The following is a 26,667-nucleotide window of genomic DNA, read 5'->3' as shown; positions in this document are numbered from 1 at the left end:
CGAAGACTCACGGCAGAATCCAATTTCGAACATACGACGTGTAGAGGTCGCCCGCATGTTGACGTCGGGCTGGAGCGCTGATCGACAGCTGGAATCGGACGCGTTTTCTCGGGATGGCGGCGGACGTCCGGAAGTTCGCCGAGGGAAGCCCTGAGGAACGCGCCGTCAGCCCCAGGGGGCCACGGTGAGCCGGATCCGTGCGTCCTCCCCGAGGATCGGGGCGGCGGTGGCGGGCAGCCGGACCTGGCAGGCCCAGACGCCGGGGGCGGGATCCTCGTCGTGGACGGCGTGGTCGTCAGGCCGGAAGGCGCTTATCGGGCCGGTGATGGCCGAGTTCCAGGTGGCCGAGAGGGCGGGCACGGCAGCGGCGGGGTCGGCGCGGGCGTCGATGATCAGGATGTCGTCGAAGTCGGCGGTCTGTTCCAGATGGTCGTTGAAGTTCAGCAGCCCGTCACGCCGCCGCAGCGACAGGATCCGCAGATGCAGCGCGTAGCGCATGGTTCCGAAGGCGTCCGCCCGGAGGGTGCTGCACAGGAAGGTGTTCACCAGTGGGATCGTCGCCCCGTCGTCCGCGCTGCCGTCCGGCAGCTGTATGGGGCACCAGTGGGCGCTCGTCCGCTCGTGCGTGACGATCTGGAGGCCGCGGACCGACAGCCGGACCTCGGCCTGCCAGACCGTGTCGTCCCGCTGCGGCAGCCGGACACCGACGAGCGCCGCCTCCGCTTCGTGGTCCCCGAACAGGAAGCGCCGCAGATTCTGGTACGCCTCCTCGGAGTTGACGAGTCCGTAGCATCCGCTGTGGCTGCGGTGCACATACGCCTGGTGCGCCTCAGGAACGTACGCGTTGTCGATCTGCACCAAACCGTCGCTGCGCGGTCCGACCGTGGCGGCGGACAGGCCGTGCGCGACGTCGTAGTCCGTCGGGTCGGTGCCGATCAGGCAGAAGACGCGGTCGTGGGGGAAGGGGAACCGCCCCCGCTCGGGCATCGCGCGGGCGTCCCATGCCGGTGGCGGGCCGTCCGGGTCGGTCTCCGTTTTCGGCGTCAGGTACTCGTACATACGCTCACGCCCGAAGATCTCCGCGCCGTTGATGCCGGTGACGTCACGCAGCCTCTCCAACACACCGAAGCCGACGTCGAACGCGATGCCGCCGTGCGGGGTGCCGTAGGTGAAGAGCTTGGCCACGCAATCGGTCGGGTCGCGGCCCAGATCCGGGAGGATCTTCTGGATCAGACAGCGGCACACCAGGCCGCCCATGGAGTGGGCGATCAGATGGACGCCTGGTGCTCCGGACTTCGCCTTGATCGTGTCGATCAGCTTCAGCAGGTCTTCCGCGGCCGTCTCCAGCCGGAACTCACGGGGACTTCCGCCCCAGGTGGTCGCGGACGTGTCGTAGAAGCGGTGGATCCAGATGGTCTCCGGCGGGATCCTGTCGTGCGTGGCGAGGTAGCGAGCCTGACCGCCGTCGACGAGGATCCGGTAGCCCTCGTCCAGGTGAAGGCGAAGCAGGGGGCTTTCGAACTCGTAGAAGCACGGCACGTCGTCCGATCCGATACGGATGTGCGTGGAGCCCTGGTTGAACCCGTAGAAGGGGTCCGTCACCGCCTGGTCGATGCCGGCGGTGCCGCCGGCGTATCCCCGGACGTAGACGATCGGCAGTTTCGGGGTTGGTGCCATGCGGTCCTCCAGGATCGGCATTCACCGACGCGGGTCGTACGGACGCGTTTGCGCCGCGCCTTGGAGCCCGCACCGGCGTCAGGCGATGCGTCCGCTGCGTCGGGCCATGCGTCTTCCCCGTCGGGTGTTGCGTCTTCTGCCTCGAAGGCACGCGATCCAGGCTACGGACGTGCCGTCAGCCCGCCGTCAATCCGGCGTCACCCGCCCGGAAGACCGCCACCCGTGGCGGGCCAGCATCCGAGCGAACTGCGGGGAGGGCTCGACCCCCAGCTCCTCCCACAGCAACCGCTGGAACGAGCGATAGTGACGGACCGCTTCGATGAGATTGCCTTCCGCGAGATGCGCGGAGACGGCGGCCCGGTGCGCGCTCTCGCGAAGCGGCTCCGTGCGCACGCTCGCCCATGCCGCCTCGAGCGCGAGCGCTGGTTTTCCCACCTGTACGAACGTCTCGGCCAGCACGTCGAGGGCGTGCAGCCGCAGTTGCCGCAGGCGTTCGCGTTCCAGCAGCACCCATTCCTCGCCCCAGCCCTGCAACAGGTCCTCTCCCCTCAGCAGCCCCTGCGGGAGCCGAGTGGTCGGCGGCGGGCCGCAGCCCTGGACGACGCTGAGGGCCGTTTCGGTGAAGACGTGTACGTCGATGTCCAGGGTGTCGGCGGTCACGAGCGAGTCGCCGCAGCACCGGATCAGTGGCTGACGACCCCGCGGAAGCTTCCACAGGGTGGTGCGCAGGCTGCCCCGGGCGTGATCTTCGGTGACCTCGGGCCACAGCGTCCCGGCGAGCACTGTGCGGGACACGCGTCTGCGCAGCGCGACGAATGCCAGCAGGCGCTGACCGTTGTGGCACAGCTCGACGGGTTCGGCATCACATTCCAGCCGGAAATGGCCGAGCAACCGCAATTCAGGAGAGGAAACCACCTTGATCGCCTCGCTCGGCGGCGTACCGCCGTCGACCATCGATGGGGGGCGAGCGTTTCGCAGGCTCCGAGAAAGTCTCTCGTCATCAGTTTCGGCTGGTGCGACCAGGCCGTGCAACTCCGCGGCACGTTCGCGGACCCGCGGATTGGCGACGAGACTCGGAATTGACGAGACTCGGAATTACGGACGGGTGAGGCAGCCGCGAAGCCGGCCGCGACCACGCTCAAGCTACGCCTCGTCGAAGACGAGGTCCTCAGGCGGCTGCGTCATCCGCAGGGTCTGGCCGTTGCTGATCTCCACGACGGAGTGCAGGCCCGCGCAGCGCTGACCGGTGGACAGGATGGTGAAGTGGTCCTGGACTCCGGCCAGATAGGCGGGGAAGCACGTCAGTGAGGGGTTGTCGTCGAGCTTGAGGTAGTCGACCAGGCGTCGGAACAGCTTGGGAAGGATCACCACGTCGTCGGTGAGCGAGGACAATGCCGTGACCTTCGCCCCACTCGTCGTCGCGTCGCTCGGCCACAGGCCCTGTCCCGGTGCCGTCCGCGCCTGCAGTGTGGCGGCGGTCAACTCTGTGCGCAGGCTCGGCAACAGGCCGCGGTAGAACGTGGGGTAGACCAGGCCCGCGGTGAGCAGGTGATGGTTCGCCGTACTCCTGAGCATGTCGACGTCGACGGCGACGTCCACGCCGCTGATGCTTCGGTCGGTACCGCGCCCCACCAGGGCGACACACCGGCCGTGGACATCGGCGCCGCTGGTAAGGACGGAGCCGGGGACGGCGTCGGGCGTCGCGGCGGTCACGGTCTCGTCCGGCCCTTGCTGGACGTTCGTGAATCCGAGCCAAGCCATCAGCTCGTCGCGTGCGGCGTGGGCGAAGCGCAGAGGCTGGTGGACGCGCTTCGCGCCGTAGTGGGTCTCCAGCGCGTCGATGGCGTCGAGGCGGAGCGTGGCGCGTCCGAGCACGTCGTGCTTGACGGCATGGCCACCGCTGCGCAGCAGGTCCCACTCGCCGGGGGCGTCGGGCGTGAAATGGATGGTGTCGCCGTCCGGCTGCGTTCCCTTCACCTGGAATGATCCCTTGATGAGCAACATCGTCATGGCAGCTCCCGGAGGACTTGAGCGGATTTAGGGAGAGGCGCGATACCGGATGCTGATTCCACGCTATTCCCGGGCCGGACGCCATGCAATGGCGGCTATGACAGCTGGCGCTCCGTCAAATGTGATTGAAGCATTCACGAGTTGATGGCGTGAGCCCGAGAACCTGTGCCATGCTCCAGTGGCGGGAATCCGGCACCGGGGCGAAAATGGGGAAGAGGCGAGCGGCGCCGTAGTGCGTTGTTCACGACTCTCGCGACCTCGAGCGAGGCGTTTCCCATGGCTTTCCACCTTGTCCGTCCTGCCGCCCTGATGCTCTTCGACGAGTTGCGCAACCATTTCGGCGGGGGCCACCACGATGGTCACGGCGACGACGGGGATGGTGGCTTCCACGGGGGCTTCGGCGAGCATCGGCCCGGCGGGGGCGGGCCCTTCGACGGAGACCGGCCCGGCGGCCCGCACGGCCCTGGCCCGGAGCGTCCTGCGGAGCCCGGTCCGGGGCACGTCGAGGACGTCGCCGAGGGGCCGTTCCGCGTGGTGCGGCCGGCGGACATGCTCGTCGTCGACCTCAGCCTGGTCAATCTGCGCTTCGACGGCCGCCGCCTGGTGCCGCGGGATCCGGGTTCACCGGCGTTCGTCCTGGCCGGACTTCCGCCGCAGCATGTCGTGGAGCAGTCCTTCCTGGTGGGGAGCACGCCCCCACCCGCGCCTGTCAGAGCCTTCACCTCCGGCCCGACAACCCTGGCCTTCTCGGTGCCGGCCGACCTGAACGGCCTGGACCTGTCCTTGGGAGCGTTGCTCGACTGGGAGCGACTCGTCCCGTTGACGGTTCCGGTCGGCGTGCAGGCGCCGGACACAGCGGGGTCGACGCTCTTCCAGGGAGTCCCCAGAAGCGTCCTCGAATTTCCCACCCGGCTGCTGATCACCTACGACGAGCCGGTGGACTGGCTGAACCGGCCGGAGCCCCACCGGGCCGACGAGCGCACCGCGTTGTGGCACGCGCGGCTGCGCGGCACACAGGACGACGGAGACGTACTGCTGCGGGCCTTCGCGGCGGTGCGGAACCGGGGCCCGCTCCTCGTGAACGGTCCGCTCACCGCCGGGAACCTGGAGGACCTCGTCACCCTCACCAGCCGGGCCGAACTCGTCCCCCCGGGCGGGCCCCCCATCGAGGTGCCGAGCGCGCCGCTGCACTCCGAGCAGTTCATCGTCACGCCGCTGGGCGCATCGGCCCACCTGCACGGCGCCTGGGCGGCAGCGCTCGTAACCGACGAGAACCGGTATCCCCAGGCCGGGCGCCCCTTCCCGAATCTGGAGGCGTACGACCACATCACGGGCCTGGGACGCGACCAGTACATACGCGTGGTCACCCGTGGCCGCCTGAGCACCGGTCACCTGGCATCGCACGTGAAGGAGTTCCGCCGGGTGTTCGTCGCGCGCCCGAACGACGGAATCGTCGCCTACCTGCAGCGGGAGGACCGCATCATCGTCAAGCAGCCGGAGGTCCAGTACGGGCAGGACACCCGTTACACGTACGCGGGACGCGAAATGCCCTTCCGTAGTCTGCGTATCACCGACCGCGCCACCCCCCTGATCCAACCGCCGGATCCACGCCCGGACGAGCCGGAAGATCCCATGAAGCCGATCAGGGACAAGGTCGCCTTCTGGGTGAAGCTCCTGGACTCCGGAAAGGACCACAAGTTCACCCTGATCGGTACGGACTGCGAGAGCAGAAGGGTCAGCTTCACCATGCCGCTGGTGTTCGTGCCCGACGGACAACTCGTCGATCCCGTCACACGGTCGAACATCGATACCGAGTCGCTGCTGAAGACGCTGTACCTGGAAGTCCCCAGCCGCCTGAACTGCCCGATGGGCGGTCAGGTGATGGCCATGGCACAACCACCGGCCGATGCTCCCGGCAGCACCAGCCACGCGGTCGGCACCCTGACCTTCGGGCTCGGAACCATCGGGCGTACCGCGCAGGAGGAGGACCGCTACGTGGTCGGCCTGCCCCACGTGCGAGCGGCGGAGGTACGTGTCCCCGCCGTCGAGCAGTTCGTCGCGAACGCCGGAGACAGGGCGGTCGTGTTCAACGACACCTATCTCAAGCAGACCATGGAGAAGCATCCGGCGGGCGCTTACCTCGATCTCCAGAGCCCGATCCCGCTCGCGCTCGGCGCGGAGAAGGCCGGTGGGGTCGCCAGCCCCAAGACGGCGCTCAAGCTGATCACGGCACAGGCGGGTGTCGTGCCGGACCTCTTCAAGACGGACGCCGCTACCGGGGCAGTCGTCGACGCCTTCGACCTGGGTGGCATGAAAAAGGCGTTCGATGGAGCGAACCTGCTCGGCGTGATCCCCCTGAACCGGTTCCTGCAGGACATCCCGACGGACCACCGCGGCGCGCTCCAGCGGCTGAGCGACGAGCAGCTTGCGGCCATCCTGGATGCCGACGACGGCTTGCTGCCCGCGCCGGTGCTGCGTGTCCGCGACTTGGCGGACGGCCAGGGCAAGGAACTGCGCTATGTGTGGAAGACCAAGCTGGGCAAGATCGGGGCGGGAACGCAGCAGGGCGAGTCGTCCACGCTCCCCGTGAATCTGGAAAATGCCACACTGATCCTGGACGCCCGGACCGTCCGCTCGCAGGACGCCGTCGACAAGTCCACGGTGCAGGGCAAACTGACCAACTTCACGCTCGACTTCGCCAAGATCGCCCGCGTGGACATCGCCGAGCTGACATGCAAGGCCGGCCCGGGAAAGAAGCCCGACATCACGGCCAGTGGCCTGGCGCTGACGTTCGAGAAGGACCTGGAGTTCATCAACACCCTCCGTAGTGCGCTGCCCGCCGACGTCTTCGGGTCCGGCGCGTACGTGGACGTCGATGACCAAGGCGTTCGGGCCGGCTACAAGTTCGCGCTCCCGGCCCTCGGAATCGGTGTCTTCACCCTGTCGAACGTCTCGCTCGCCGCCGAGCTGGCGATCCCCTTCGACGGCGGCGCCGTCTCGTTCCGTTTCTCGGTCGCCGAGCGAGAACACCCCTTCAACGTCACTGTGTCCCTGTTCGGTGGCGGCGGCTATTTCTCCATGCTGGTCGACACGACAGGTCCCCAACGGATCGAGGGCGCCATAGAGTTCGGCGGTGCCGCGGCGCTGGACCTCGGGGTTGCGAGCGGCGGGGTCTCGGTGATGGCGGGTATCCGTTTCACGCTCGCGGACAAAGAGGTGTCTCTCACCGGCTATCTGCGCTGCAGCGGCTTTCTGTGCGTGCTGGGCATCGTCACGGTGTCCGTCGAGTTCTCCCTTGAACTCACTTACGAGAAGCACGGACACCAGTCGGTGGTCCGCGGCAGGGGCACGCTCACGGTCAGCGTACGGATCGCCTTCTTCAGCAAGTCCGTGACGCTCGAACTCGAACGGAGCTTCTCCGGCGCTCCGGGCGACCCGTCCTTCGCCGAGTGCGTCCCGCTGGAACCGTACTGGCGCGAGTTCTGCGAGGCGTACCTCCCCGAACCCCATGGGTGATGTCCATGCCCTTCGAACAGCAGATCAACTGGACCGTCCTCCCGGCCGGGCTCTCGGACGACGGCACCCGGGCGCGGGTGTCGGTGTTCGTGGCCCCCCGGCTGCACCCGCCCGACGGGACGAACGCGACGCTGGCGAGCTTCCCCGACTTCCTCAGATGGCCGGAGAAGGTCGGCGCGGCCACCTTCGAGTTCGCCACCGCGGACGGCACGGTGACGCCACCCGTGCCCACACCCTTCACCGGTCCGCTCGCGCCGCAGGGCCCGGCTCCTGACACGAACCTGTGGACAAGTCTCTTCCACGGGGGAACCCAGTTGGAGCCCTACTCCTGTGATGCGCCCAAGCGGGAGATGTGCAGCTACTCGGCGCGAGGAGTGCGCAAGTTCACCAAGGACGTCTACGCCAAGGCGGCGAAGGACTCGCCCGAGGCACCGCCGCCGACGAAGAAGCTACTGAGGTCGCAGGAGACCGTCCCCGAGGGACCCGTTACAGGGTTCGGCCACGGCTCTCAGGGCGACGCCGTACCTCCGCAGCTGGCGGCGCTGGAGGCGTTCCACAGGCCCTCGAGCGCAGCCACGTCCCCGGCCGGCGGGTCGCCACGCGGGGCGGAGCCGTTGGCCGCCGGAGGGCCGCCCGGTAATGGACAGCCGTCGAACGGTCAGGGGCAGCCCTCGCGGCCGTCCCCGCCGCCTGCCGACTTTCACACGATGCTCACCTCGCTCGGTGACCACCCCGTGCTGCTCCGGCGCCTCGGACTGGTTCTGGACTTCGTCCTGCCGGCCGGGCTCCCCGATTCCGCAGGCGAGCGGTTGCTGACCGTCATTCCCCACTGGACTTCCGCACTGGGCGGCGACTCGTACGACGTCCCCTGCCTTACCCGCTACTTCTTCGGCGTGGATCCCCTCCCCTCGAACCCGCCCACGCCCGGCCGCCGCCTCTTTCTCCCCGCAGCGCAGCCGCCATCCGCCGGCGACCCGCTGGCGTCGCCCTCCCGCGGTCTTGTGGACCTGGCGGCGAACTTCTCCGTGGAACAGGCGGACGTGGACGGCGCCGCACTCAAGATGGTGTCGGTCCCCGAGGGCGCCACAGGACTGTCCCCGGTGCGGACCCATGGGATCTCGCTCATCAGGAACGAGCGTCAAGCCAGCCTGCAGACAGAGTTCGACCGGGCGGTCGAGCACGACAAGGCCTTCACCGAGGCGGTCGCGCGGCAGCGAGAGCGGGCCCAGGCGCGGCCGCCGGATGCCGAGGCGGGGAATCCGCATGTCGCGGAACCGGGCCCGCAGGACATCCAGGGGCAGCCGACCGCCCCCGTGCTCGTCGCCCAGGATCTGGTCCGCGGCCACCGGATGGACATCTGGGACGAGCATCGGAAGAGCTGGTGCTCGCTGCACGCGCGCGTGGTGGAGTACCGGCAGCCCCACGACGGGCCACTCCTGCTGACGGCCGCCGACGAAGGCTTCTTCCAGGCCCACCTGGTCTCACCACCGAGCGATCCCGCGCTCTACGTGCCCGAGCCGCTGGCCGTCTGGCGCGGGTGGTCCCTGTCCGCGTCCCTGCCCGGCCTCGTACTGGACATCGACGAGGGAGACCCCGACACCCGCACGGCTCCCAACCCTCCGGTGCCACCCAAGAACGAGGTGCCGCCGGGGCTGCCGCTGGAGATCACGGTCAAGGCGGGGCGTGCTTCGCTGCCGACACTGCGCTACAGCCATGCGTACCGGGTGCGGCTGCGCACCGTCGACGTGGCGGGCAACGGCCTCGACCTCCCGCAGGCCAACGCCCTGATGCACCTGCCCGGCGTGGCGGTCCCCGACCCGCCGCTGGTCTTCCAGCGGTTCGAGGCCGTCCCGGCGCCGTCGGTGGTGCCCAGACTGCCGCTCGCCGAAGGCGCCTCGACCTTCCGGATGGTGATCCGGAGCAGCCCAGGGGCCGGTCCGCCACCGGCTGGTCCCTCCGGCCCCGTGGGGGACGCGACGAGGGTCTCCCTGGCCAATGTCCACCCCGACCTGACCAACGAGGACATCCGTGTCGTCCAGAGGGCCCTCATGGCCGAGGGCCACCGCCTCCCGGGCGGCGCGGACGGCAACTTCGGCGACCGGACGAGGGCCGCCTATGCCGAGGAACAACGAGACCAGGGTTTCTCCGGGCGCGACGCCGACGGCACACCCGGCTGCCAGTCCCTGACCGAGCTGGGTCGCAAGAACGGCTTCACCGTCGACTGCGGCCCCGGCCCGGGGACGGCCCCGGCGACCGGCAGCACAGCGGAGCAGTACGCCGCGGAGTTCAACCGGTCATCGCTGGTCACCGAGGAAGGACACGTCCCCTACCAGGGTGCCGACGAACGCCATGTGGTGGCGCCGAAGGCATCGGTGCAATGCGTGGAATGGCACGGACTGCTGGACGAGGCCATCGGCTCCGCCGACCACGCCGTACAGAACGCGGTCCACGAGTTGGCCGTACGCGAAAGCGCCTCCCTGGACGACCCCGGGCCGGACGTACGACTGGACCCCATCGACTCACCGGCGGCGGACCCCGCCCACCCTGCGGTGATCGCCCGGCACATCGGCGAACAGGTCGACATGCGCGGCCTCCCCGATCCCCTGGCCCAGGGAGCCGCCCTGCTGGACCTGCCGGGAATGCCCCCCGGTCAGCCCTTCCTCATTTCCTGGGACGGCGATGTCTGGCACCGCCCCAGGTCCTTCAGGCTGAGGCTGGTCGAAGGAACCACGCCGCCCCACTTCGACAAGGCGTCCCGGGTGCTGACCGTGTCGCTGCCCAAGGGCGCCGTGGCCACCGTCCGGGTGTGCTCCGGCATCGACTTCGACGCGCACCTCATGGGCATGGCCTCATGGTGCCGGGAGATCCCGGAGCCGGCACCCGGCCTCGCGCCGGAGTCGGAAGAGGAGGCCGAGGCGCGGAGAAGGGCAGAACTGCAGAGGGCCGACCGGGTGTTGGAACTGGCCGCGGCCAGTCGCCACTGGATGTTCACTCCCTGGCACGAGCTGACTCTCGTCCATGCGGTGCAACAGCCGCTGAAGGCGCCCGTGCTGAACCTGTCCCCCCTGGCGACTCCGCGCGCCGGCGGCGCCACGGCCGAGCACCTCGCCGGTACCGTGGCGCTGGACGAGGACAGCACGGGCCGGATCGATCTCGTCGCGGAATGGACCGAGGTGACGGACGCGGGCCCCGCCGGGCGCGAGATCCGGACGATGACCGCCCCGGTGTTCGGGCTGCTGACGGCGAGGGCCGGCCGGACTGGGCTCCCCGGCACGGACCCTGTCGTCCTCCAGAACGGCGTCCTGGCCTTCAGCACCAAGGCGGCCGAGGACAAGGCCACGACCGACTCCCCGCCCCTCCTCGAGAAGCACGAGTTCGGCGACACCAAACACCGCGTGGTGCGGTATCGCCCGTTGGCCGGCAGCCGGTTCGGCGACTACTTCCCTCCGCGGTTCGCCGAGCCCGGCGAGAGCGCGCTGACCGTACAGGGCGCCCCGCAGGAACACTCGGTGCTCAGCAGCGCGGCGCCCACGGCACCGCGGGTCCTGTACTGCGTACCCACTCTCGCCCTGGAGCAGGACGACGGGACGTCCGGCGCCATCGTCCAGCGTCGGCACGGCGGAGGCATCCGGGTGTACCTGGACCGCCCCTGGTTCTCCTCCGGAGACGGTGAACTGCTCGGCGTGGTCCTCGGCGAGCCGCCCGGCGGCGATCCGAGGTCCGTACGCGACGCCTGGGTCACCCTCATGGGCCGCGATCCCATCCACCGCTCCGCGGCCGTCGTGGCACCGACCCCGGAGGTGTTCACCAACGCGGTGGGGCCGCCCAAGAAGCTCTCGCTGGCCCTGCCCTCCGGCCCGCTCACCGTGACGGTCGTGGGCTTCGCCCCGCAGTTCGACGCGGGCGAGAAGGGCGGCCGCTGGTTCTGCGACCTGGAACTGGACACCGGGGAGACCTGTCTGCCCTTCGTCCGGCTCGCTCTGGTCCGGTATCAGCCCGATTCGATCCCCGGAGCCGAGATCTCGTCGGTCGTCCTCGCCGACCTGGTCCGCACTCTGCCCGACAGGGAACTCACGGTCAGGCCCGGCCAGCCGCTGGAGGTCAGTCTCACCGGTCCCTCCTGGGACCCCACCGGCTCCCTGCCGCCGCAGATCACCGCCACGCTGCAGCGTCGGCACGACATCGTCGACGACCAAGATCTCGGATGGGTGACCCTCGAGGACACCGTCACCCGACTCACCTCGGTCGACGCGGAATCCTCCAACACGCCGTTCTACACGGGCCAGATCGCGGTACCGCCCGTGCGGCGCGGGGTACCGCTGCGCCTGCTGGTCATGGAGACGGAGGGCATCCCGGCCGACGGCTCCGCTCCCACTCCACTCACGCTCCCGGGGCCGGTCATCTACTGCGACGCCGTCAATCTCCCGCCCGGACCGGACGGCCATCACGACGACGATGACCGGCCTGGCAGGCACGACGGCCCGGACGACGACCGTGAGGACCACGACCGGCACGGTCCGCAGCGCGGCGGATTCCGCCATCGCTGACACAGCGTTGACGGAGCACACCATGTGCGACAGCACCCGCGATTACTGGAAGGTTCAGCCATGACGAATCGAGTCGAGTTCTCCATCGGTGGCTACGGCGACCACGAAACGGAATTCAAGACGCTGTTCGACACCTTGGATTCGGGACGCCAGAATTTGATCTTCGACGAAGTAGTGATTCCGGCAGCCTCGGCGGAGGCAGAGACAGCGGGCCAGTTCTGCGTGGTCATGATCCTCGGTCACTCGGACCGTGTGGACACCCCCGGGCTCACTTCCGAGCAGCGTCGCGCCGACGAGTTGACCGCCAGCACAAGCCGTGCCCAGAGCACCAAGGATTGGCTGTTCGGCCAAATCGCCGAACTCGTGCTGGCGGCAGGAGGCGTCGTCCCGGCCGACATCGCCTCCATGCAGAGGGTTTCCTTGCTGACTGCGGCATGTGGCTCCGCCGACCTGGTCCACCTCACTCCGTCGAGTCAGGCCGAGCGAGCCGAGAACCGTCGAGTGCAGTTCTTCGTCTCGACTTTCTGAGCCGGTTCATCGTGAGCGGGTGTGGCGGCGGACCGCGTCGAGTAGCTGGTCGATGTCGTCGGCGCTGTGGGAGAAGGCCGTGACGAACCGGACGATGCCCGGCTCCCAGCGGTCGTGGTAGAAGGCGTAGCCCTCGGCGAGGAGTCCTTCGGTGGCCTGCTGGGGCAGGCGGCAGAAGAGGATGTTGGCCTGTGGCGTGGCCAGAAGGCCGGTGCCGGGGATGGCCTTGAGCCCGTCGCCGAGCCGGGTGGCCATCTCGTTGGCCTGGCGGGCGTTGCGCAGCCACAGGCCGTCGGTGAGATACGCGTCGATCTGGGCCGCCTGGAAGCGCATCTTGGAGGCGAGCTGGCCGGCGCGCTTGACGCGGAAGGCGAGTTCGGTCGCGAGTGCGGGGTCGAAGGAGACGATGGCGTCGGCGGTCATCGCGCCGTTCTTGGTGGCGCCGAAGGACAGGACGTCGACGCCGGCCTTCCAGGTCATCTCGGCCGGGGTGGCGCCGAGATGGTCCAGGGCGTTGGCGAAGCGCGCGCCGTCCATGTGGACGCGCAGCCCCGCTTCCTTGGCGATGGCGGACAGGCTGCGTATCTCCTCCAGGGTGTAGACGCTGCCGCTCTCGGTGGCCTGGCTGATGCTCAGCGCGGACGGCTGCACGCTGTGCACGTCACCGGCCCGGCGGCGCACCGCCGTCCGCAGCGCTTCGGGGTCGATCTTGCTGTCGGAGCCGGGGACGCCGACGAGCTTGGCGCCGTTGGTGAAGAACTCCGGTGCGCCGCATTCGTCGGTGTTGATGTGGCTGTCGGGGTGGGAGAGCACGCCGCCCCACGGCGGGGTGAGGGCGGCCAGGCTCAGGCCGTTGGCGGCGGACCCGGTGGAGACCGGGAAGACATCGACGTCCCGCTCGAAGATCTCGCCGAGCCTGCGGCGCGCGCTGTCGGTGAAGGGGTCGTTGCCGTACGGGAGGACCTGCCCGGCGGCCGCGTCGGCGACGGCCTGGGCTATCTGCGGGGATGCCCCGGCCATGTTGTCGCTGATGAAGGCGCGGCTGGAGGGGGTGGTGGCGATGGTGGTGCTCATGAGGCGTCTTTCTTGGTCTCAGGTGCTGATGGGGGAGGCGAAGACGACGGTGATGTCCACTTCCTCCGCGCCGGTGCGGTAGAAGTGCGGGGCGTCCCCGGCGAAGGCGAGCATGTCGCCGGGGCCCAGATCCTGCGGGGCGTCGACGGGGCCGGCGGTGACGTGCCCGGTGGCGATGAGCAGGTGCTCGATCGTGCCGGTGGCGTGCGGGACGCCGGGCAGCTCCGTCTCGGGCGGGATGCGCAGCCGCCAGATCTCCAGGCTGTTGCCGCTGCTGATGCGGCGCAGCAGCTCCCGGGAGACCTCGCCGGGCTCGATGTCCGTGCCGGGCCGGAAGACCGGCCCGGTGTCGGCGTCACGCGCCAGCAGGTCGGCGATCGGAATGCGCAGGGCGATCGCGATCGCATCCAGGGTGTCGATCGTCGGATTGCCGTTGCCGGCCTCCAGCTGCGACAGAGTGGCTTTGCTCAGCCCGGCGCGCCGGGCCATCTCCGCGGCGCTCATGCCGCGCTGCTGGCGGCGCAGGCGGATCTTCGCGCCGACCGCGGCTGCGGTACTGCTCACCGGCTGGCGGCCGGAAGGAGGGGGCGTCATCGGCGGCTCCTGTGGGTTGCGGTGCAGGAGACGCGGATGCCGGCCCCAAGTAGCCCGACTGAATGAACCATGCGTTCACTATACCGAACGACTCGGGCGGTGAACATTGCGTTCGTTTTAGTGAACGACGCTGATCGAGGGGAAGCGCGCCATCGGTGGGTCAAACACGAGACCCGTGTCGGTCGGCCGCTGTGCTGCGGTCGGCCGACACGGGTGCTCCTTGCGGTTCGGTGCTCCGTCGGTCAGGAGTCGGGAAGGTCAGCCCGCCGTGATGCGCAGTCTGATCGTGCGGGCCTCGGGACGCAGCGCGAACTCGGGCCCCACGTCCGGGCCGCACGCCCGCGAACCGAGTCCGTGCTGCGCCGCGTCGATGGTCAGACGGCTCGTCGTCGAGGCGGGGAGCTCATACGGGTGTTTGGCCCGTGCGAGCTCCTGGGGCGTGTGGCGGCTGAGCGTGAAGCCGGGCCGCCGTCCGTGCGTGTCGGGCAGGGCCTCGACACGGAACACCTCCGCGCCCGTGCTCGTGAGGGTCAGCCGGCGCAGGCCGGACCGGTGTCCCGTCTCCTGGGGACGTGCGTAGTCGACCGAGAGGTCGTCGATCCCGGAGGAGAAACGGCCGGTGCGCGCCGCCCGCAGACTGTCGGGGTACGACTCCGACGGGCCGAGCCCGAACCATTCGGCGCCGTCGACGGGTGCCGTGCCGTCGGGCAGGTCGAAGCGGATTCCGATCCGCGGCCACACCGTGGTCCAGCCCCTCGACGGCTCGATCTCCACGCGGAGTTCCAGCTCCCCGGCTTCGAGCGACCAGACGGACTCCACCATCACGAACAGCGCGGAGTTCGCCGCGGAGACCTTGTCGAGCGTGCGCAGCGCGTCCGCGGTCCGCTCCGCCGAAACCCGGCGTGCGGTCAGCCGGTGGAGACCGTCGCGACGCCACAGCTCGGCGTTGGACACTCCCGGGACACTCGCGTCGCTCTCCTCCACACCGTCCGACGGGCTCTTGTCGTTGTCGGTCGGGGCGCGGAACAACTCCAGCCGTGGTCCTGTCACGGCGCGGCCGGCGAGGCTCACGAGGGAGCCGTCGACGAACTCGGCGGTCCCGAGCGTCAGCGTTCCGCCATCGGCGCGCCAGCCCGTCCGGTGGCGGACGGCGGGCACGGGGACGCCCGGCGAACGGTCCGACTGGACGGTGGCCACCACATGGCCCTGGGGGGCCCAGGGGGCGGCGGTCGCCAGGACCGCGTCGATCGTCAGCCATGTCTCGCCCTCGGGCGCCACCGGGACCGGCGGGAGGGACGCCCACCCCGACTCGCCCGCCGCGACCACCGGGACCTCCAGGTCCCCGGCGTCCACAGGCGTTCCGTCATACTCGACGCGCCAGCGAAAGCGCAGGTCGGACGTGTCGGCCGAGTGCCGCAGGTTCGTCACCGCGACCTTGTCGCCGTCGAAGACGAAACGGACCGGCTGCACGACCGCCTTGTACTCGTACAGGCTGGGCGTCGGGACGTCGTCGCTCAGCAGCATGCCGTCCATCACGAAGTTGCCGTCGTGCACGACCTCCCCGAAGTCGCCTCCGTAGGCGTGGTACTGCGTGCCGTCCGGCGCCGTGGCCAGGATCCCGTGGTCGCGCCACTCCCAGACGAACCCGCCGTGCAGCCGCGGATGTTCGTGCACCAGCGCCTCGTACTGGTCGAGCGCCCCCGGCCCGTTGCCCATGGCGTGGGCGTACTCGCACAGCAGGAACGGCTTGGCCCGCTGCCGGGCGCTCTGCGCGGGGGTGCAGTTCAGCAGTCGCGTGTCCGTGCCGTCGGTACCGATGAGCTCGGTCTCCGGCACCGACGCGTACATGCGGGAGTACACGTCGGTGTACTCGCCGGTGTAGTCGCCCTCGTAGTGCACGGGGCGTTCGGCGTCCCGTGCGTGCACCCAGGCCGACATGGCGGCGAGGTTGCTGCCGGTACCCGACTCGTTGCCGAGCGACCAGATCACGATGCTCGGGTGGTTCTTGTCCCGTTCGACCGTCCGCCGGATGCGGTCGAGGTACGCCTCGCGCCATGCCGGGTCGTCGCTCGGGTTGCCCGCCCAGCCGCCCTTTTCGAAGCCGTGCGTCTCCAGGTCGCATTCGAGCACGACCCAGAAGCCGAGTTCGTCGGCGAGGTCGAGCAGACGCGGATGCGGCGGGTAGTGGCTGGTACGGATGGCGTTCACGTTGAACCGCTTCATCCGGGCCAGGTCCTCGCGGGCGTGCTCCTCGTCGAAGACCCGGCCCCGCACGGGATGCGCCTCGTGGCGGTTGACCCCGTGGAACACGACACGACGGCCGTTGACCAGGAACCGGTCACCGCGGATCTCGACCGTCCGGAAGCCCACGCGCAGCGCGATGCTCTCCGCCGCCGTCGACACGGTGGCCTCGTACAGGCGGGGCCGCTCGGCCGACCAGGGCTCCACCTCGCCGGCGTCGACCGGCGTGACGTCGGCCGCGGTCGCCCAGACCTGCTCGACGCCGAGTTCGGGGATGCGCAGGGTGACCGGGAACGCGGACCCCTCGGCGGTGATCTCCGCCTCGACGCGCCCTCGGCCGTCGCGGAATCCGGTCCGCAGCCAGACGTCCTCGATGCCGTCGGCCGGCCGGGCGGTCAGGGTGACGTCGCGGAAGATGCCCGGCAGCCACCACTGATCCTGGTCCTCGACGTAACTGGCCGCCGACCACTGATGCACCCGTACGGCGACGACGTTGTCGCCCGGACGCACCGCCCGCGTGACGTCGAACTCGTGGGCGAGCCGGCTCCCGGCGGCGCTGCCGATCTCGACCCCGTTGACCCAGACCCGGAAGAGCGACTCGACACCGTCGAACCGCAGCACGATCCGCTCGGCGTCGGACCAGCCGGCGGGCATGGCGAAATGACGCCGGTAGTCGCCGGTGGGGTTCTCGTCCGGGACGTGGGGCGGGTCGATCGGGAACGGGAACTGGATGTTGGTGTAGATCGGCCGGCCGTGGGCTCCGTCGCCCTCCAGCACCCAGTGGGACGGCACCGGGATGCTCTCCCAGCCGTGGTCGTCGAATCCTTCGGCCGCGAAGTCCTGTGCCACCGACGCCGTGGGCGACAGCCGGAAACGCCAGGCTCCGTTCAGCGAGAGCGAGGGAGCGTCGGAGTGCAGCCACGAGCGTGCCGGGCGCAGCGCACCGCGCCCGGGTGTGGTGTCCGAAACGTAGGCGGAAAGCTCGGAGGGCAAGAGGTCACAACTTTCTCGGTGGCAGCGGAGGGGATTCTTTGACGACAGGGCCTAGCGGAGGACCACGGTGCGGATCTCCCAGGGGCCGAGGGCGAGTTCGAGGCCGTCGCCGGACGGTTCCGCTAGCGCGGAGAGCGGTCGGCCGAGCAGGTCGACCGTCGTCGCCTCGGTGAACGCGCCCGTCACCCGGACGACCGAGCCGGTGGCGCTCATCGCGGCCAGCCGTACCTCGGTTCCGGACCCGCGCTCGTCGTCGGTGACGCGGCGGACGCTGGAGACGAGGACGTCCCTGCCGTCGATCCCGAGTCCGGTCGCGTCGTCCGGCAGGTCGCCGCCGCCGGGCGCGGTGCCGCGGGTGACGAGCACGTCGCCCCGGAACTCCTCCGCGAGGGCTACCGCGTCGGCCCCCTGCCAGCCGGTCGAGGAGGGCAGCACGGCGAAGCGGTTCGCGATCCGCATGCCGAGGTCCTGCGCGCCCGGCGCGGGGATCTCGCTCGCCGCGGGCTCGTCGCGCAGGGGGTGGATGTTGACGCTGATCGAGCCGATCGCGCGCAGCAGGGTGACGGCCAGTTCCGCGCCGCCGTCGACGAGTTCGTACTCGCTGGAGTGGTCGAGCAGCACGGTCGCCGGTCCGGCCGACACGAACGAGCTCGCCGGGAAGGTCGGGAGCGGGTACTCGCCCCAGCCGCCCTCGGCGGTGAGCCCGCGCTCGGTCACGGCGAACTGCCCGGCGGACGCGGAGACGGCCACCGGTTCGGGCAGCGGCACGTGGAAACGCAGCCGGTGGTCGGCGGACTGGTTCAGGAACGACGTGGAGACCCGGACGAACGGCTCGCCCGCGCGTACCTCCACGAGCGTCTCCACCGGAGTCTCCACGGTCCGGTCGGCGCGCAGATCGCGGTCGGCGGAGAGCGCGGCGGGCCACGCGTAGACCCGGGTGACCCGCAGCCGGGAACGCAGCGGTCCGGATTCGAGCAGGTCTACGGTCGTCTCCACCGGCTCCGACACGAGTACGTCCCGCGCCGGGGGCGCGTAGTTGTAGCTGTCGCCCCGGTCACCGCCGTCGACGAGGCGGCCGACGCCGCTCAGTACGGTGCCGTCGGCCCCGGTCACGGTCAGGGTGCCGTCGGCGGCGACCTCGACGTCGACCAGGCCGTTGGACACGCCCCGGGGCGTCGCCGTGGCGTTCGCGAGCGTGGTCGACGGGGCGGTGGGCCACTCGCTCGGCGCGACCCGGAAGCTCGCCAGTCCGGAGGCCGGCACGTGCACGGGCACCAGCGCGGTCGCCCGCGCCTCCTCCAGCGTCAGCACCCGCCACTCGCCCGGGTGCGCGGCGGCCGCCTCGGCGACCTCGCGGCGCAGGATCAGCAGGTCGAACGGTCCGCTGGTGGGCACCTCGGCGAGGTGGAAGACGAGTGAGTTCGGGGTGAGTTCGTAGTGGTCGATCAGCCGCCCGAACAGCTCGCGGCGGTGGATGCGGCGCAGGACGCGTTCGAGCTGGGAGGCGTCCATGCGCTCGTCGCTCAGCACGGTCGGGGCCTGCGAGATCAGCTGCACGGGGTGCGCGGAGCCGTCGGCGGCGGTCGCGACAAGACCGGCTCCCGCCGGTGGCGCCACGACGTCCACCTCGACCAGCGCCGTACGGGCGAACGGCAGCGGGTTGGCGACGAGATGAGCGTCGCTCGGCACCCGGGCGGCGGGCCCGGCGAGCGCGGCGTCCCGCACGGCACGCGCGGTCTGCGCGGCCTCGGCCAGGCGGGCGTCGACCTGGTCGCAGGTCTCGTCGGTGCCCGAGCCGACGACCGAGTCGTGCGCCGTCGACTCGATGATCTTGTGCCAGGCGAGTGAGAGGAACGGCGCGTCGTCCCGCCGGGACCACAGGGCGTTCAGGCGCTCGGCGTGGTCGACGGTGCGCTCGGCGACGGCCATCCGCTGCTTGAGCCCGAGCCGCACGGACAGTACGCCGGGCAGGATGTTGCCGCGGACGTGACTGCGCAGCTCGCCGGTGACGACGGCGGACACCTCGGCCCGCGCGTGCTCGCGGATGTACTCGTCGAGTGTCGCGATCGTGATGCCGCGCTCCTCGTCGGAAGCGCGCCGCAGCCAGTCCGCGAGCCGCGGGTCGGGCGCGTTGTGGTCGGTGCCGGCCATCGCCAGCACCGGGTCACCGCCCCACCGCGAGGCCGTCATCCGCGCGTAGTCGCCGAGTGCGCGGCCGATCCGGTCGGGCACCAGCAGGACGTCGAGACCGTTGTCGTAGCCGTCGAAGAGGAACTCGGTGCGGACCTCGGAGCCGTCCGGCGCGCGCCAGCGGAAGGCGTGGCCTTCGACGGAACCGGGCACGCCGCGCCACAGCGCCGCGTGCTCGATCCCGGCGCGGGCGAGGATCTGCGGCATCTGCGCGATGTGGCCGAACATGTCCGGCAGATAGCCGACGGGCATCGCACCGCCCAGTCGCTCCGCCGCGGCCCAGCCCATCTGGAGGTTGCGCACGATCGTCTCGCCCGAGCAGAGGAACTCGTCGAGCAGGATCAGCCACGGTCCGATGGCGAGCCGGCCCTCGCGCACCAGCGCCACGAGGCGGTCGCGGTTCTCCGGCCGCATCTCCAGGTAGTCCTCGACCGCGGCCATCTGACCGTCGACGGTGAACCGGAAGTCCGGGTTCGCCTCGGCGGTCTCCAGCACGGTGTCCAGGGCGGTGACGAGCCGGTGCCGGAACACCTGGAACGGCTCGTACCACTCCCTGTCCCAGTGGAAATGGGGCACGAAGACGGCGGAGTTCTGCATGGCGAGGGGGACCTTCTGTGCGGACGTGCGGGGGAGCGCGGTCACTTGAGGGAACCGGCGGCGAGCCCGGTGCGCCAGAACCGCTGGAGCAGGATGAACACGACGATCACGGGCACGATCGAAACCAGCGAGCCGGTGATCACGGACTCCTGGAGCAGGGGAGCCCGGGCGGTCTGGCCGTTCCACTCGTACAGGCCGAGCGTGATCGGGAACAGCGACTCCTTCTGGAGCATCACCATCGGCAGGAAGAAGTTGTTCCAGATGGCCACGAACTGGAACAGGAAGATGGTCACCAGGGCCGGCGTCATCAGCCTGGACGACACCGAGAAGAACGTGCGGAACTCGCCCGCGCCGTCCAGCCGCGCCGACTCGATCAGCTCCTGCGGGACGGCGGCGTTGGCGAAGATGCGCGCCAGGTAGACACCGAACGGGCTGACGATGCTGGGCAGGAACACCGCGAGGTAGGTGTTGACGATCCCGGTCGCCGAGAAGAGCAGGAACAGCGGCAGGGCGAGCGCGGTGGTCGGTACGAGGACACCGCCGAGGACGACGGAGAAGAGGAACTCCCGGCCGCGGAAGCGGAACTTGGCCAGCGCGTAACCGCACAGGGCCGAGATCAGGGTGCCCACGGCCGCGCCCAGCACCGCGTAGATGACGGTGTTGACGGCCCACCGCCCGAAGATGCCGTCGCTGCGGGTGAACAGGACGCGCAGGTTCTCGAACAGGTTGAAGTGCGAGAACGCCAGCCCATTGCTGGTGGCGAGGTCACCCTGCGGCTTCGTCGCCGCGACGACCAGGAAGTAGACCGGCAGCAGGAAGTAGACGGCCAGGAGGAACATCAGGGCCATGACGGCGGTACGGCTGCCCCGGCTCTCGCGGATCGTGGATGGGTTGCTCACAGTCCCGCCTTCTTCGAGGTGAGTCGCATGAACCCGAAGCTCAAGACGAAGGTGATGACGGCGATGACCACCGAAATGGCCGCGGCCTGCTGGTAGTTGTTCCCGGAGGCCACCGCGTACGCCAGCATGTTCGGGGTGAACGTGCTGGAGATGTTCGAGGAGATCTGGCGCAGCACGGCCGGCTCGGCGTAGAGCTGGAGTGTGCCGATGATCGAGAACACCGTGGTCAGGACGATCGACGGGGCGATGATCGGAACCTTGATCCGCCATGCGATCGTCCAGTTGGTCGCGCCGTCGATCTTGGCGGCCTCGTAGAGTTCCTGCGGGATCGACTGCAGCGCCGAGTACATGATCAGCATGTTGTAGCCGGTCCAGAGCCAGGTGGAGACGTTCGCCGCCGACCACAGCACGGCGCCGGGACCGAGGAAGTCGGGGTGCAGGCCGATGCGCTGGAACAGGTCGACGACCGGGCTGAGCTGCGGCGAGTACAGGTAGGACCACATGATCGCGGCGATGACGCCGGGCACGGCGTACGGCATGAACGCGGTGATGCGGAAGAACGCCTTGAGCTTCAGCAGGGGAGTGTCCAGCAGCAGCGCCATGACCAGCGCGACGAACAGCATGACGGGCACCTGCACGATGCCGAACAGTCCGATGCGGCCGATGCTGTGCCAGAACTCGCTGTTCTGGAACACCTGCGTGTACTGGTCGAGTCCGCCGAAGGTCGTGTACGAGGTCCCGTACTGCCCTCCGGTGCGGCGCACGACGCGGAAGCTCTGCCAGAGCGCGTAGCCGACGGGCACCAGGTAGAACAGCACGAACGGCAGGAAGAACGGGGTGAGGAACGCGATGACGGTGCCCGCCCGGGGGCCGCCGCCGCCTGGACGGCGGCGGCCACCTGACGTCACCGCGCGGGGTGCGATGTCGGTCATTCCGTGGTCACTTGCCCGCCGTGGCCGGGATCGCCTGGGCCTTCATCGACTTCAGGGCGGCGGCCTGCGCGGCGGAGAGCGCGTCGGCCAGCGTGCCGTCACCGGCCGCGGCCTTGGCCATCGCGTCCTGGAGGGCCAGGTTCACCGTCTTCTGGGTGGGGCCCCAGGCGAAGTTGGTGTCGATCTTCCTGGACGAGTCGGCGAAGACGTCGAAGATCTTCTCGTTGTTGTAGTACGGCACGCCCTTCGACAGCGCGGGCAGCTTGAGCCCCGCGTCGGCCGCCGGGTAGAGGCCACCCAGCTGGTTCTCCAGCGCCAGCGCCTCCGGGTCGGAGTTCAGCCACGTGTTGAACTTGACCGACTCGTAGAGGTGCTTGCTGCCCTTCATGAACGCGACGGTCGAACCGCCCCAGTCACCGGAGGCGCCGCTCGCGCCCCACGTCGGCATCGGCACGATCGACCACTTGCCGGCCTGCTTGGGCAGGTTGTCGCGGAACATGCTGTAGCCCCAGGCGGCACCGACGTAGCTGGCGATCTGGTCCTTCTGGTACGCGGCGTACATCTGCGTCGAACCGTTGGCGAGGTCGGTGCGCACGAGCTTGCCGGAGATCAGCTTCTGCCAGTAGTCGGCGACCTGCTTGCTCTGGTCCGACGTGATGGTGACGTGCCACTTGTCGCCGGAGTAGCTGTACATCTGGGCGCTGTTCTGCCAGAGGAGCCCGTTGAACCACTCGGCGTTGTTCGGGTCGAAGAACGTGATGTCGAGGTTGGGGTCCGCCTTGTGCAGCTTCTGCGCGGCCGCCGCGTACTCGTCCCAGGTGGTGGGGATCGGAATGCCGTGCTTCTTGAAGATGTCGGTGCGCACGTACAGGGCCATCGGACCGGTGTCCTGCGGGAGGGCGAAGACGCCCGTGCCGCCGAAGCTCGTCTGGGACCAGGTCCACGGCACGAACTTCGACTTGGCCGCGGTGGCCGCCGAGCACGCCGAGGCGTCCACGAAGGCGTTCTGGGTGCGCAGGGCGGGGAGCTCGTCGTAGCCCACCTGAGCGAGGTCCGGGGCCTTGCCCGCCTTGAGGGCGTTGCCGAGGGTGCCGTACTGGTCGTTGGAGATGTTCTTCGTCTGGACCTGGATGTCCGGGTTCTTCTTGTTCCACAGGTCCACGACCTTGTCCATGCCCGGAACGGTGTTCCAGTACTGGAGGGTGACCTTCCCCTTGGCGGGGGTGCAGGAGGCCGCGGACGCCTTGTCCGACGGAGCGGGTGACGAGCACCCGGCGAGTACGACGAGAGTGGCTGCCGCGGCGACGGCGGCGAGACGGGTGCGCGTGACTCTCTTGCTCATGTTTTCCGTTCCAGAGAACGACTAGCGGCGGCGCTAGGCGGGTCGACGTTGACAGCTCAGGCGGGAATGTCTTCTGGTTGGGATAAGGTTCGTGAACGTTCACGTGAACGTTCACGGGAGCGCTCACGGGAGCGTGTTATGAAGTGATTCGGAGTTTGCGCCGAGGATCGGCCGAGTGTCAAGACTCTCGAGTCGTCCACGGGTCCGGCAGGTTAAGGAGAGCTCACATGACACCGCTGACCACTGGTGATGGCCTGGCGATCGGCGCGGGCCAAACGACGGCCATGATCGTCGAGGGCCCGCGCACAAGGTCGCACCATAGCTTCGGCCCGGTGCATACTCAGTGTCCCTACGGCGCGCCTGCGTCGACACAGGTACGGAGGTAGTGATGGCGTCGTCGGGGACCGGATCCCGCAGAGTGACGATTCACGATGTGGCCCGGACCGCCGGAGTGTCCCGGCAGACGGTGTCTCGGGCGCTCAACGACAAGGGCGAGATCGACGTCACCACCAAGCAGCGCGTCCTCGACGCGGCGCTCGCGCTGGGGTACCGCCCCAGCAGGTTCGCCAGAGGGCTCGTGCGGCAGGACACCATCAGCGTCGGGCTGGTGATCCCCGACCTGCTCAACCCGTTCTTCACCGAGGTCGCCGCGGCCGCTCTGGACGCGGCGCGGTCCCGTGGGTGGCATGTCGTCGTGTACGACACCGGTGACCGCATCGAGGAGGAGCGCGGCACGCTCCAGGTGATCGCCTCCCAGGTGGACGCCGTCGTCGGCTATCTGAGCCAGCCCGAGGACGAGATCGACAAACTGGCACGCGGGCTGCCCGTGGTGCTCATCGACCGGGAGCACCGCACCGAACGGTTCAGTTCCATCCGGATCGACGGCGAGAAGGGCGTCCGCGCGGCCATCGCGCACCTCGTCGAGTCCGGGCACCGGCACATCGGCATGCTCGACCACGCGGGCCGGTCCGAGCCCAGCATCCGCCACGCCTGGTTCGCCGACGCGATGGCCGCCTGCGGGCTCGACGCCGGCCCGGTGAGCCGCGCCGACCAGAGCGTGGAGGGCGGGGAGAGCGCGCTGAAGGACCTGCTCGCCGAGCACCCGGACGTGACAGCCGTGTTCGCCTTCAACGACATCGTCGCCATAGGTGCGCTGCGCGGAGCGCGCCGGCTCGGACGTCAGGTTCCTCGCGACCTCGCGGTGATCGGCTTCGACGGCCTCCAACTCGGGGCGCTCGTCGAGCCGCCGCTGTCCACCGTGGCCCTGGACACGCGGGCGCTCGGCGCTCTCGTCGTGGAACAGACGGCTCGGCTGCTGTCCGGCGAGGATCCGCTCGGCCGGGACGAACTGGTGGTGGGGGCGGAGCTGAGGCTGCGGGAGTCCGCGTAGGCCGTGTTCGGAGAGTCGTTCGCACGGCGTGCCTCGCGTCGGGCTGCTCACGCAGTGGGGCGGTGCGGCGTGGACGGCCGACGGACTGTGCCGGACCTGTCGGCGTCAGGTGCGGGCGTGGCCAGGTCACCGCGGCGACAGCCGAGCGCGCCCGAACGGCAGGTCAGAGGGTTCGGTGCCCGCACGAAGCGCTGGACACGTGGTCCGCTCCGCGCCACGAGGAGACCGACGTCGTTGTGCCTGCGGACGATCGCGGCCTTCTCTTCCCTGCCCGATCCCGACATGCCGTGACAGGGAGGGACTGACCTGTCGGGCTGCCGAACCGCGCCCGCCGGTCTTCCCGCGTCGCTCTCGGATGCCGGCCTGGTCTGCGGGCTCCGGAACCATGCCGCTCGCACTCCTCGGTGTATCGCCGTGATCAGCGCCCTCCCCGGCGGACCCCAGACGTTGATGGCGAGCGCCGTTCCGTACAACCGGTCCACCTTCAGCCGGATGACCAGCCGACGCTCGGCGATCGACTGCATCCCCGCCCCGCACATGCGACCCGGCATGCGGGTCGCGCGCCGAAAAGCGGAGCGCTCCTTCTTAAGTGCGGCTTAAACGCGGCTTAAGGAATCTTGGGCCGTTCGCGTTTTGGCAAGTAACCGCAGTTCAGAGGGATTTGGGGAGCTCGCCGACAGGTTGGCCCCTCAACGAGTCATGCGTACCATCGGGGCCCACCGGTGGCGTCCGCGGCAGGCAGGAGAGCGCTCTCAAGAGTCCGCTCCGACGGCTCGCGCGGCGGGCGCGGACCGGGGGCAAGAGTTGGAACTCCCCACAGACAAGGTGTGTTCAGCCATGGCTGCTCATCGCGCGCGTCGATGGTCACTCGGCGGGCTGGTGCTGCTGCTCGCCGCGGCCCTCGCCGTAGGCGTCCTCATCACCACGACGAGTCCCGCGGTAAACCGGGCCCAGGCGGCTCCGGCCGCGCAGACCTGGTCCGACGATTTCGACGGAGCCGCCGGCAGCGCGCCGGATGCGGCCAAGTGGTCCCTGGAGACCGGCGGTTCCGGCAACGGTAACCACGAACTGCAGTACTACTCCAAGAGCTCCGACAACGTTTCCCTCGACGGGAACGGCCATCTGGTGATCACCGCGCGCAAGAACGCCGACTCGGGACTCCAGTGCTGGAACGGCACCTGCCAGTACACCTCGGCCCGGCTCAACACCGCGCACACCTTCACCCAGGCGTACGGCCGGTTCGAGGCCCGCATCAAGGTGCCGCGCGGGCAGGGCGTCTGGCCTGCCTTCTGGATGCTGGGCGACGACCTGGGCAGCGCGGGCTGGCCGAACAGCGGCGAGATCGACGTCATGGAGAACGTCGGCAAGGAACCCGGTACCGTACACGGGACCATCCACGGTCCCGGTTACTCCGGCTCGGGCGGCATCGGCGCCGCGTACACGCTGCCCAACGGCAAAGCCTTCGCGGACGACTTCCACGTCTTCGCGGTCGACTGGAGCCCCACCTCCATCACCTGGTCCGTCGACGGCCAGGCCTACGAGACCCGCACCCCGTCCGACGTGAACGGCAAGAAGTGGGTCTACGACCATCCGTTCTTCGTCATCCTGAACCTCGCGGTCGGCGGCGACTGGCCCGGCGGCCCCGACGCCGGCACGTCCTTCCCACAGACCATGACCGTCGACTACGTGCACGTCAGCTCCGCGAACAGTGCGGCGTTCACCGGCGCGATCAAGGGCATCGGAGGCAAGTGCGTCGACGTCGCCGGAGCGTCAAGCGCCGACGAGACGCCCATCCAACTCCACGACTGCAACGGGGCCGACGCCCAGAAGTGGACCGTGGGCGGCGACGGCACTGTGCGGGCCCTGGGCAAGTGCCTCGACGTCCGCGCCGCCTCCACCGAGGCCGGCGCCCCGGTCCAGCTCTACAGCTGCAACGGCACGAAGGCGCAGCAGTGGACCCTCACCTCCGCCGGCGATCTGACGAACACCGTTGCCGACAAGTGCCTCGACGCCAAGGACAGCTCCTCGGCCGACGGCACCCGTCTGCAGATCTGGACCTGTGGCGGCACGGCCAACCAGAAATGGACCCTCGGCTGACCGCCGCACTCCATCTTCCCCTACTCACCCGCATCCCATC

The 26,667-nt window shown here is 69.5% G+C and carries 15 protein-coding genes; 5 read left to right on the top strand and 10 right to left on the bottom strand.

Going from position 1 to position 26,667, the window contains the following annotated elements; translation table 11 throughout:
- Positions 1-165: 165 nt before the first annotated feature.
- The 3 genes from ACIQTP_RS11180 to ACIQTP_RS11170 form a co-directional block, all read right to left on the bottom strand.
- Positions 166-1,677, bottom strand: a complete 1,512-nt coding sequence (locus ACIQTP_RS11180; RefSeq protein ID WP_403398584.1) for an esterase/lipase family protein — start codon at positions 1,675-1,677, stop codon at positions 166-168.
- 186 nt (positions 1,678-1,863) lie between these two features.
- Positions 1,864-2,631: a BTAD domain-containing putative transcriptional regulator gene (locus tag ACIQTP_RS11175; protein WP_403398582.1), complete on the bottom strand. Its 768-nt coding sequence runs from the start codon at positions 2,629-2,631 to the stop codon at positions 1,864-1,866.
- Positions 2,632-2,820: 189 nt separating this feature from the next.
- The gene (locus tag ACIQTP_RS11170) at positions 2,821-3,687 is read right to left on the bottom strand and encodes a nuclease (protein WP_403398579.1); all 867 of its coding nucleotides are present in this window, start codon (positions 3,685-3,687) and stop codon (positions 2,821-2,823) included.
- A 276-nt stretch (positions 3,688-3,963) separates the two neighbouring features.
- Here ACIQTP_RS11170 and ACIQTP_RS11165 point away from each other — a divergent pair, with 276 nt between their 5' ends.
- The 3 genes from ACIQTP_RS11165 to ACIQTP_RS11155 are packed head-to-tail and all read left to right on the top strand — an operon-like array spanning position 3,964 to position 12,278.
- Positions 3,964-7,203: a hypothetical protein gene (locus ACIQTP_RS11165; RefSeq protein WP_403398578.1), complete on the top strand. Its 3,240-nt coding sequence runs from the start codon at positions 3,964-3,966 to the stop codon at positions 7,201-7,203.
- A gap of 5 nt (positions 7,204-7,208) precedes the next feature.
- Complete coding sequence (locus ACIQTP_RS11160; RefSeq protein WP_403398576.1) at positions 7,209-11,750, top strand: hypothetical protein; 4,542 nt, start codon at positions 7,209-7,211, stop codon at positions 11,748-11,750.
- Positions 11,751-11,810: 60 nt separating this feature from the next.
- The gene (locus ACIQTP_RS11155; protein ID WP_403398574.1) at positions 11,811-12,278 is read left to right on the top strand and encodes a hypothetical protein; all 468 of its coding nucleotides are present in this window, start codon (positions 11,811-11,813) and stop codon (positions 12,276-12,278) included.
- A 6-nt stretch (positions 12,279-12,284) separates the two neighbouring features.
- Here ACIQTP_RS11155 and ACIQTP_RS11150 read toward each other — a convergent pair whose 3' ends face one another.
- From ACIQTP_RS11150 to ACIQTP_RS11120, 7 genes are all read right to left on the bottom strand, one after another.
- A complete protein-coding gene (locus ACIQTP_RS11150) occupies positions 12,285-13,352 on the bottom strand; it encodes a threonine aldolase family protein (RefSeq protein ID WP_403398573.1) in 1,068 nt (355 codons plus the stop codon).
- An 18-nt stretch (positions 13,353-13,370) separates the two neighbouring features.
- Complete coding sequence (locus ACIQTP_RS11145) at positions 13,371-13,946, bottom strand: helix-turn-helix domain-containing protein (RefSeq protein WP_095856990.1); 576 nt, start codon at positions 13,944-13,946, stop codon at positions 13,371-13,373.
- Positions 13,947-14,204: 258 nt separating this feature from the next.
- Positions 14,205-17,180 (bottom strand): glycoside hydrolase family 2 TIM barrel-domain containing protein, encoded by a 2,976-nt coding sequence (locus tag ACIQTP_RS11140; protein WP_403398571.1) that lies wholly within the window; start codon positions 17,178-17,180, stop codon positions 14,205-14,207.
- 51 nt (positions 17,181-17,231) lie between these two features.
- A complete protein-coding gene (locus ACIQTP_RS11135; RefSeq protein ID WP_403399088.1) occupies positions 17,232-19,967 on the bottom strand; it encodes an alpha-mannosidase in 2,736 nt (911 codons plus the stop codon).
- Positions 19,968-20,008: 41 nt separating this feature from the next.
- Positions 20,009-20,815 carry a carbohydrate ABC transporter permease gene (locus ACIQTP_RS11130; protein WP_403399087.1) on the bottom strand — a complete coding sequence of 269 codons (807 nt, stop codon included), beginning with the start codon at positions 20,813-20,815 and terminating at the stop codon, positions 20,009-20,011.
- Positions 20,816-20,862: 47 nt separating this feature from the next.
- Positions 20,863-21,798, bottom strand: a complete 936-nt coding sequence (locus tag ACIQTP_RS11125) for a carbohydrate ABC transporter permease (RefSeq protein ID WP_403398569.1) — start codon at positions 21,796-21,798, stop codon at positions 20,863-20,865.
- Between the two features lie 7 nt (positions 21,799-21,805).
- Positions 21,806-23,140 carry an ABC transporter substrate-binding protein gene (locus ACIQTP_RS11120; RefSeq protein WP_403398567.1) on the bottom strand — a complete coding sequence of 445 codons (1,335 nt, stop codon included), beginning with the start codon at positions 23,138-23,140 and terminating at the stop codon, positions 21,806-21,808.
- Between the two features lie 388 nt (positions 23,141-23,528).
- Between ACIQTP_RS11120 and ACIQTP_RS11115 the strand changes: the two genes are divergently transcribed.
- Together ACIQTP_RS11115 and ACIQTP_RS11110 are read left to right on the top strand one after the other, a co-directional pair.
- Positions 23,529-24,530: a LacI family DNA-binding transcriptional regulator gene (locus tag ACIQTP_RS11115; RefSeq protein WP_402050518.1), complete on the top strand. Its 1,002-nt coding sequence runs from the start codon at positions 23,529-23,531 to the stop codon at positions 24,528-24,530.
- 837 nt (positions 24,531-25,367) lie between these two features.
- Complete coding sequence (locus ACIQTP_RS11110; protein ID WP_403398564.1) at positions 25,368-26,627, top strand: family 16 glycosylhydrolase; 1,260 nt, start codon at positions 25,368-25,370, stop codon at positions 26,625-26,627.
- Positions 26,628-26,667: the final 40 nt, after the last annotated feature.

Origin of the sequence: Streptomyces sp. NPDC090798 (genome assembly GCF_044768965.1) — a bacterium.
GTDB lineage: Bacteria > Actinomycetota > Actinomycetes > Streptomycetales > Streptomycetaceae > Streptomyces.
Note: the sequence above shows the minus strand (reverse complement) of the source record. Positions and strands in the feature narration are given on the sequence as shown.

Coding starts and splice junctions, on each gene's coding strand:
- ACIQTP_RS11180 (WP_403398584.1), bottom strand. CDS start 1,677: ATGGCACCAACCCCGAAACTGCCGATCGTCTACGTCCGGGGATACGCC.
- ACIQTP_RS11175 (WP_403398582.1), bottom strand. CDS start 2,631: ATGGTCGACGGCGGTACGCCGCCGAGCGAGGCGATCAAGGTGGTTTCC.
- ACIQTP_RS11170 (WP_403398579.1), bottom strand. CDS start 3,687: ATGACGATGTTGCTCATCAAGGGATCATTCCAGGTGAAGGGAACGCAG.
- ACIQTP_RS11165 (WP_403398578.1), top strand. CDS start 3,964: ATGGCTTTCCACCTTGTCCGTCCTGCCGCCCTGATGCTCTTCGACGAG.
- ACIQTP_RS11160 (WP_403398576.1), top strand. CDS start 7,209: ATGCCCTTCGAACAGCAGATCAACTGGACCGTCCTCCCGGCCGGGCTC.
- ACIQTP_RS11155 (WP_403398574.1), top strand. CDS start 11,811: ATGACGAATCGAGTCGAGTTCTCCATCGGTGGCTACGGCGACCACGAA.
- ACIQTP_RS11150 (WP_403398573.1), bottom strand. CDS start 13,352: ATGAGCACCACCATCGCCACCACCCCCTCCAGCCGCGCCTTCATCAGC.
- ACIQTP_RS11145 (WP_095856990.1), bottom strand. CDS start 13,946: ATGACGCCCCCTCCTTCCGGCCGCCAGCCGGTGAGCAGTACCGCAGCC.
- ACIQTP_RS11135 (WP_403399088.1), bottom strand. CDS start 19,967: ATGCAGAACTCCGCCGTCTTCGTGCCCCATTTCCACTGGGACAGGGAG.
- ACIQTP_RS11130 (WP_403399087.1), bottom strand. CDS start 20,815: ATGGCCCTGATGTTCCTCCTGGCCGTCTACTTCCTGCTGCCGGTCTAC.
- ACIQTP_RS11125 (WP_403398569.1), bottom strand. CDS start 21,798: ATGACCGACATCGCACCCCGCGCGGTGACGTCAGGTGGCCGCCGCCGT.
- ACIQTP_RS11120 (WP_403398567.1), bottom strand. CDS start 23,140: ATGAGCAAGAGAGTCACGCGCACCCGTCTCGCCGCCGTCGCCGCGGCA.
- ACIQTP_RS11115 (WP_402050518.1), top strand. CDS start 23,529: ATGGCGTCGTCGGGGACCGGATCCCGCAGAGTGACGATTCACGATGTG.
- ACIQTP_RS11110 (WP_403398564.1), top strand. CDS start 25,368: ATGGCTGCTCATCGCGCGCGTCGATGGTCACTCGGCGGGCTGGTGCTG.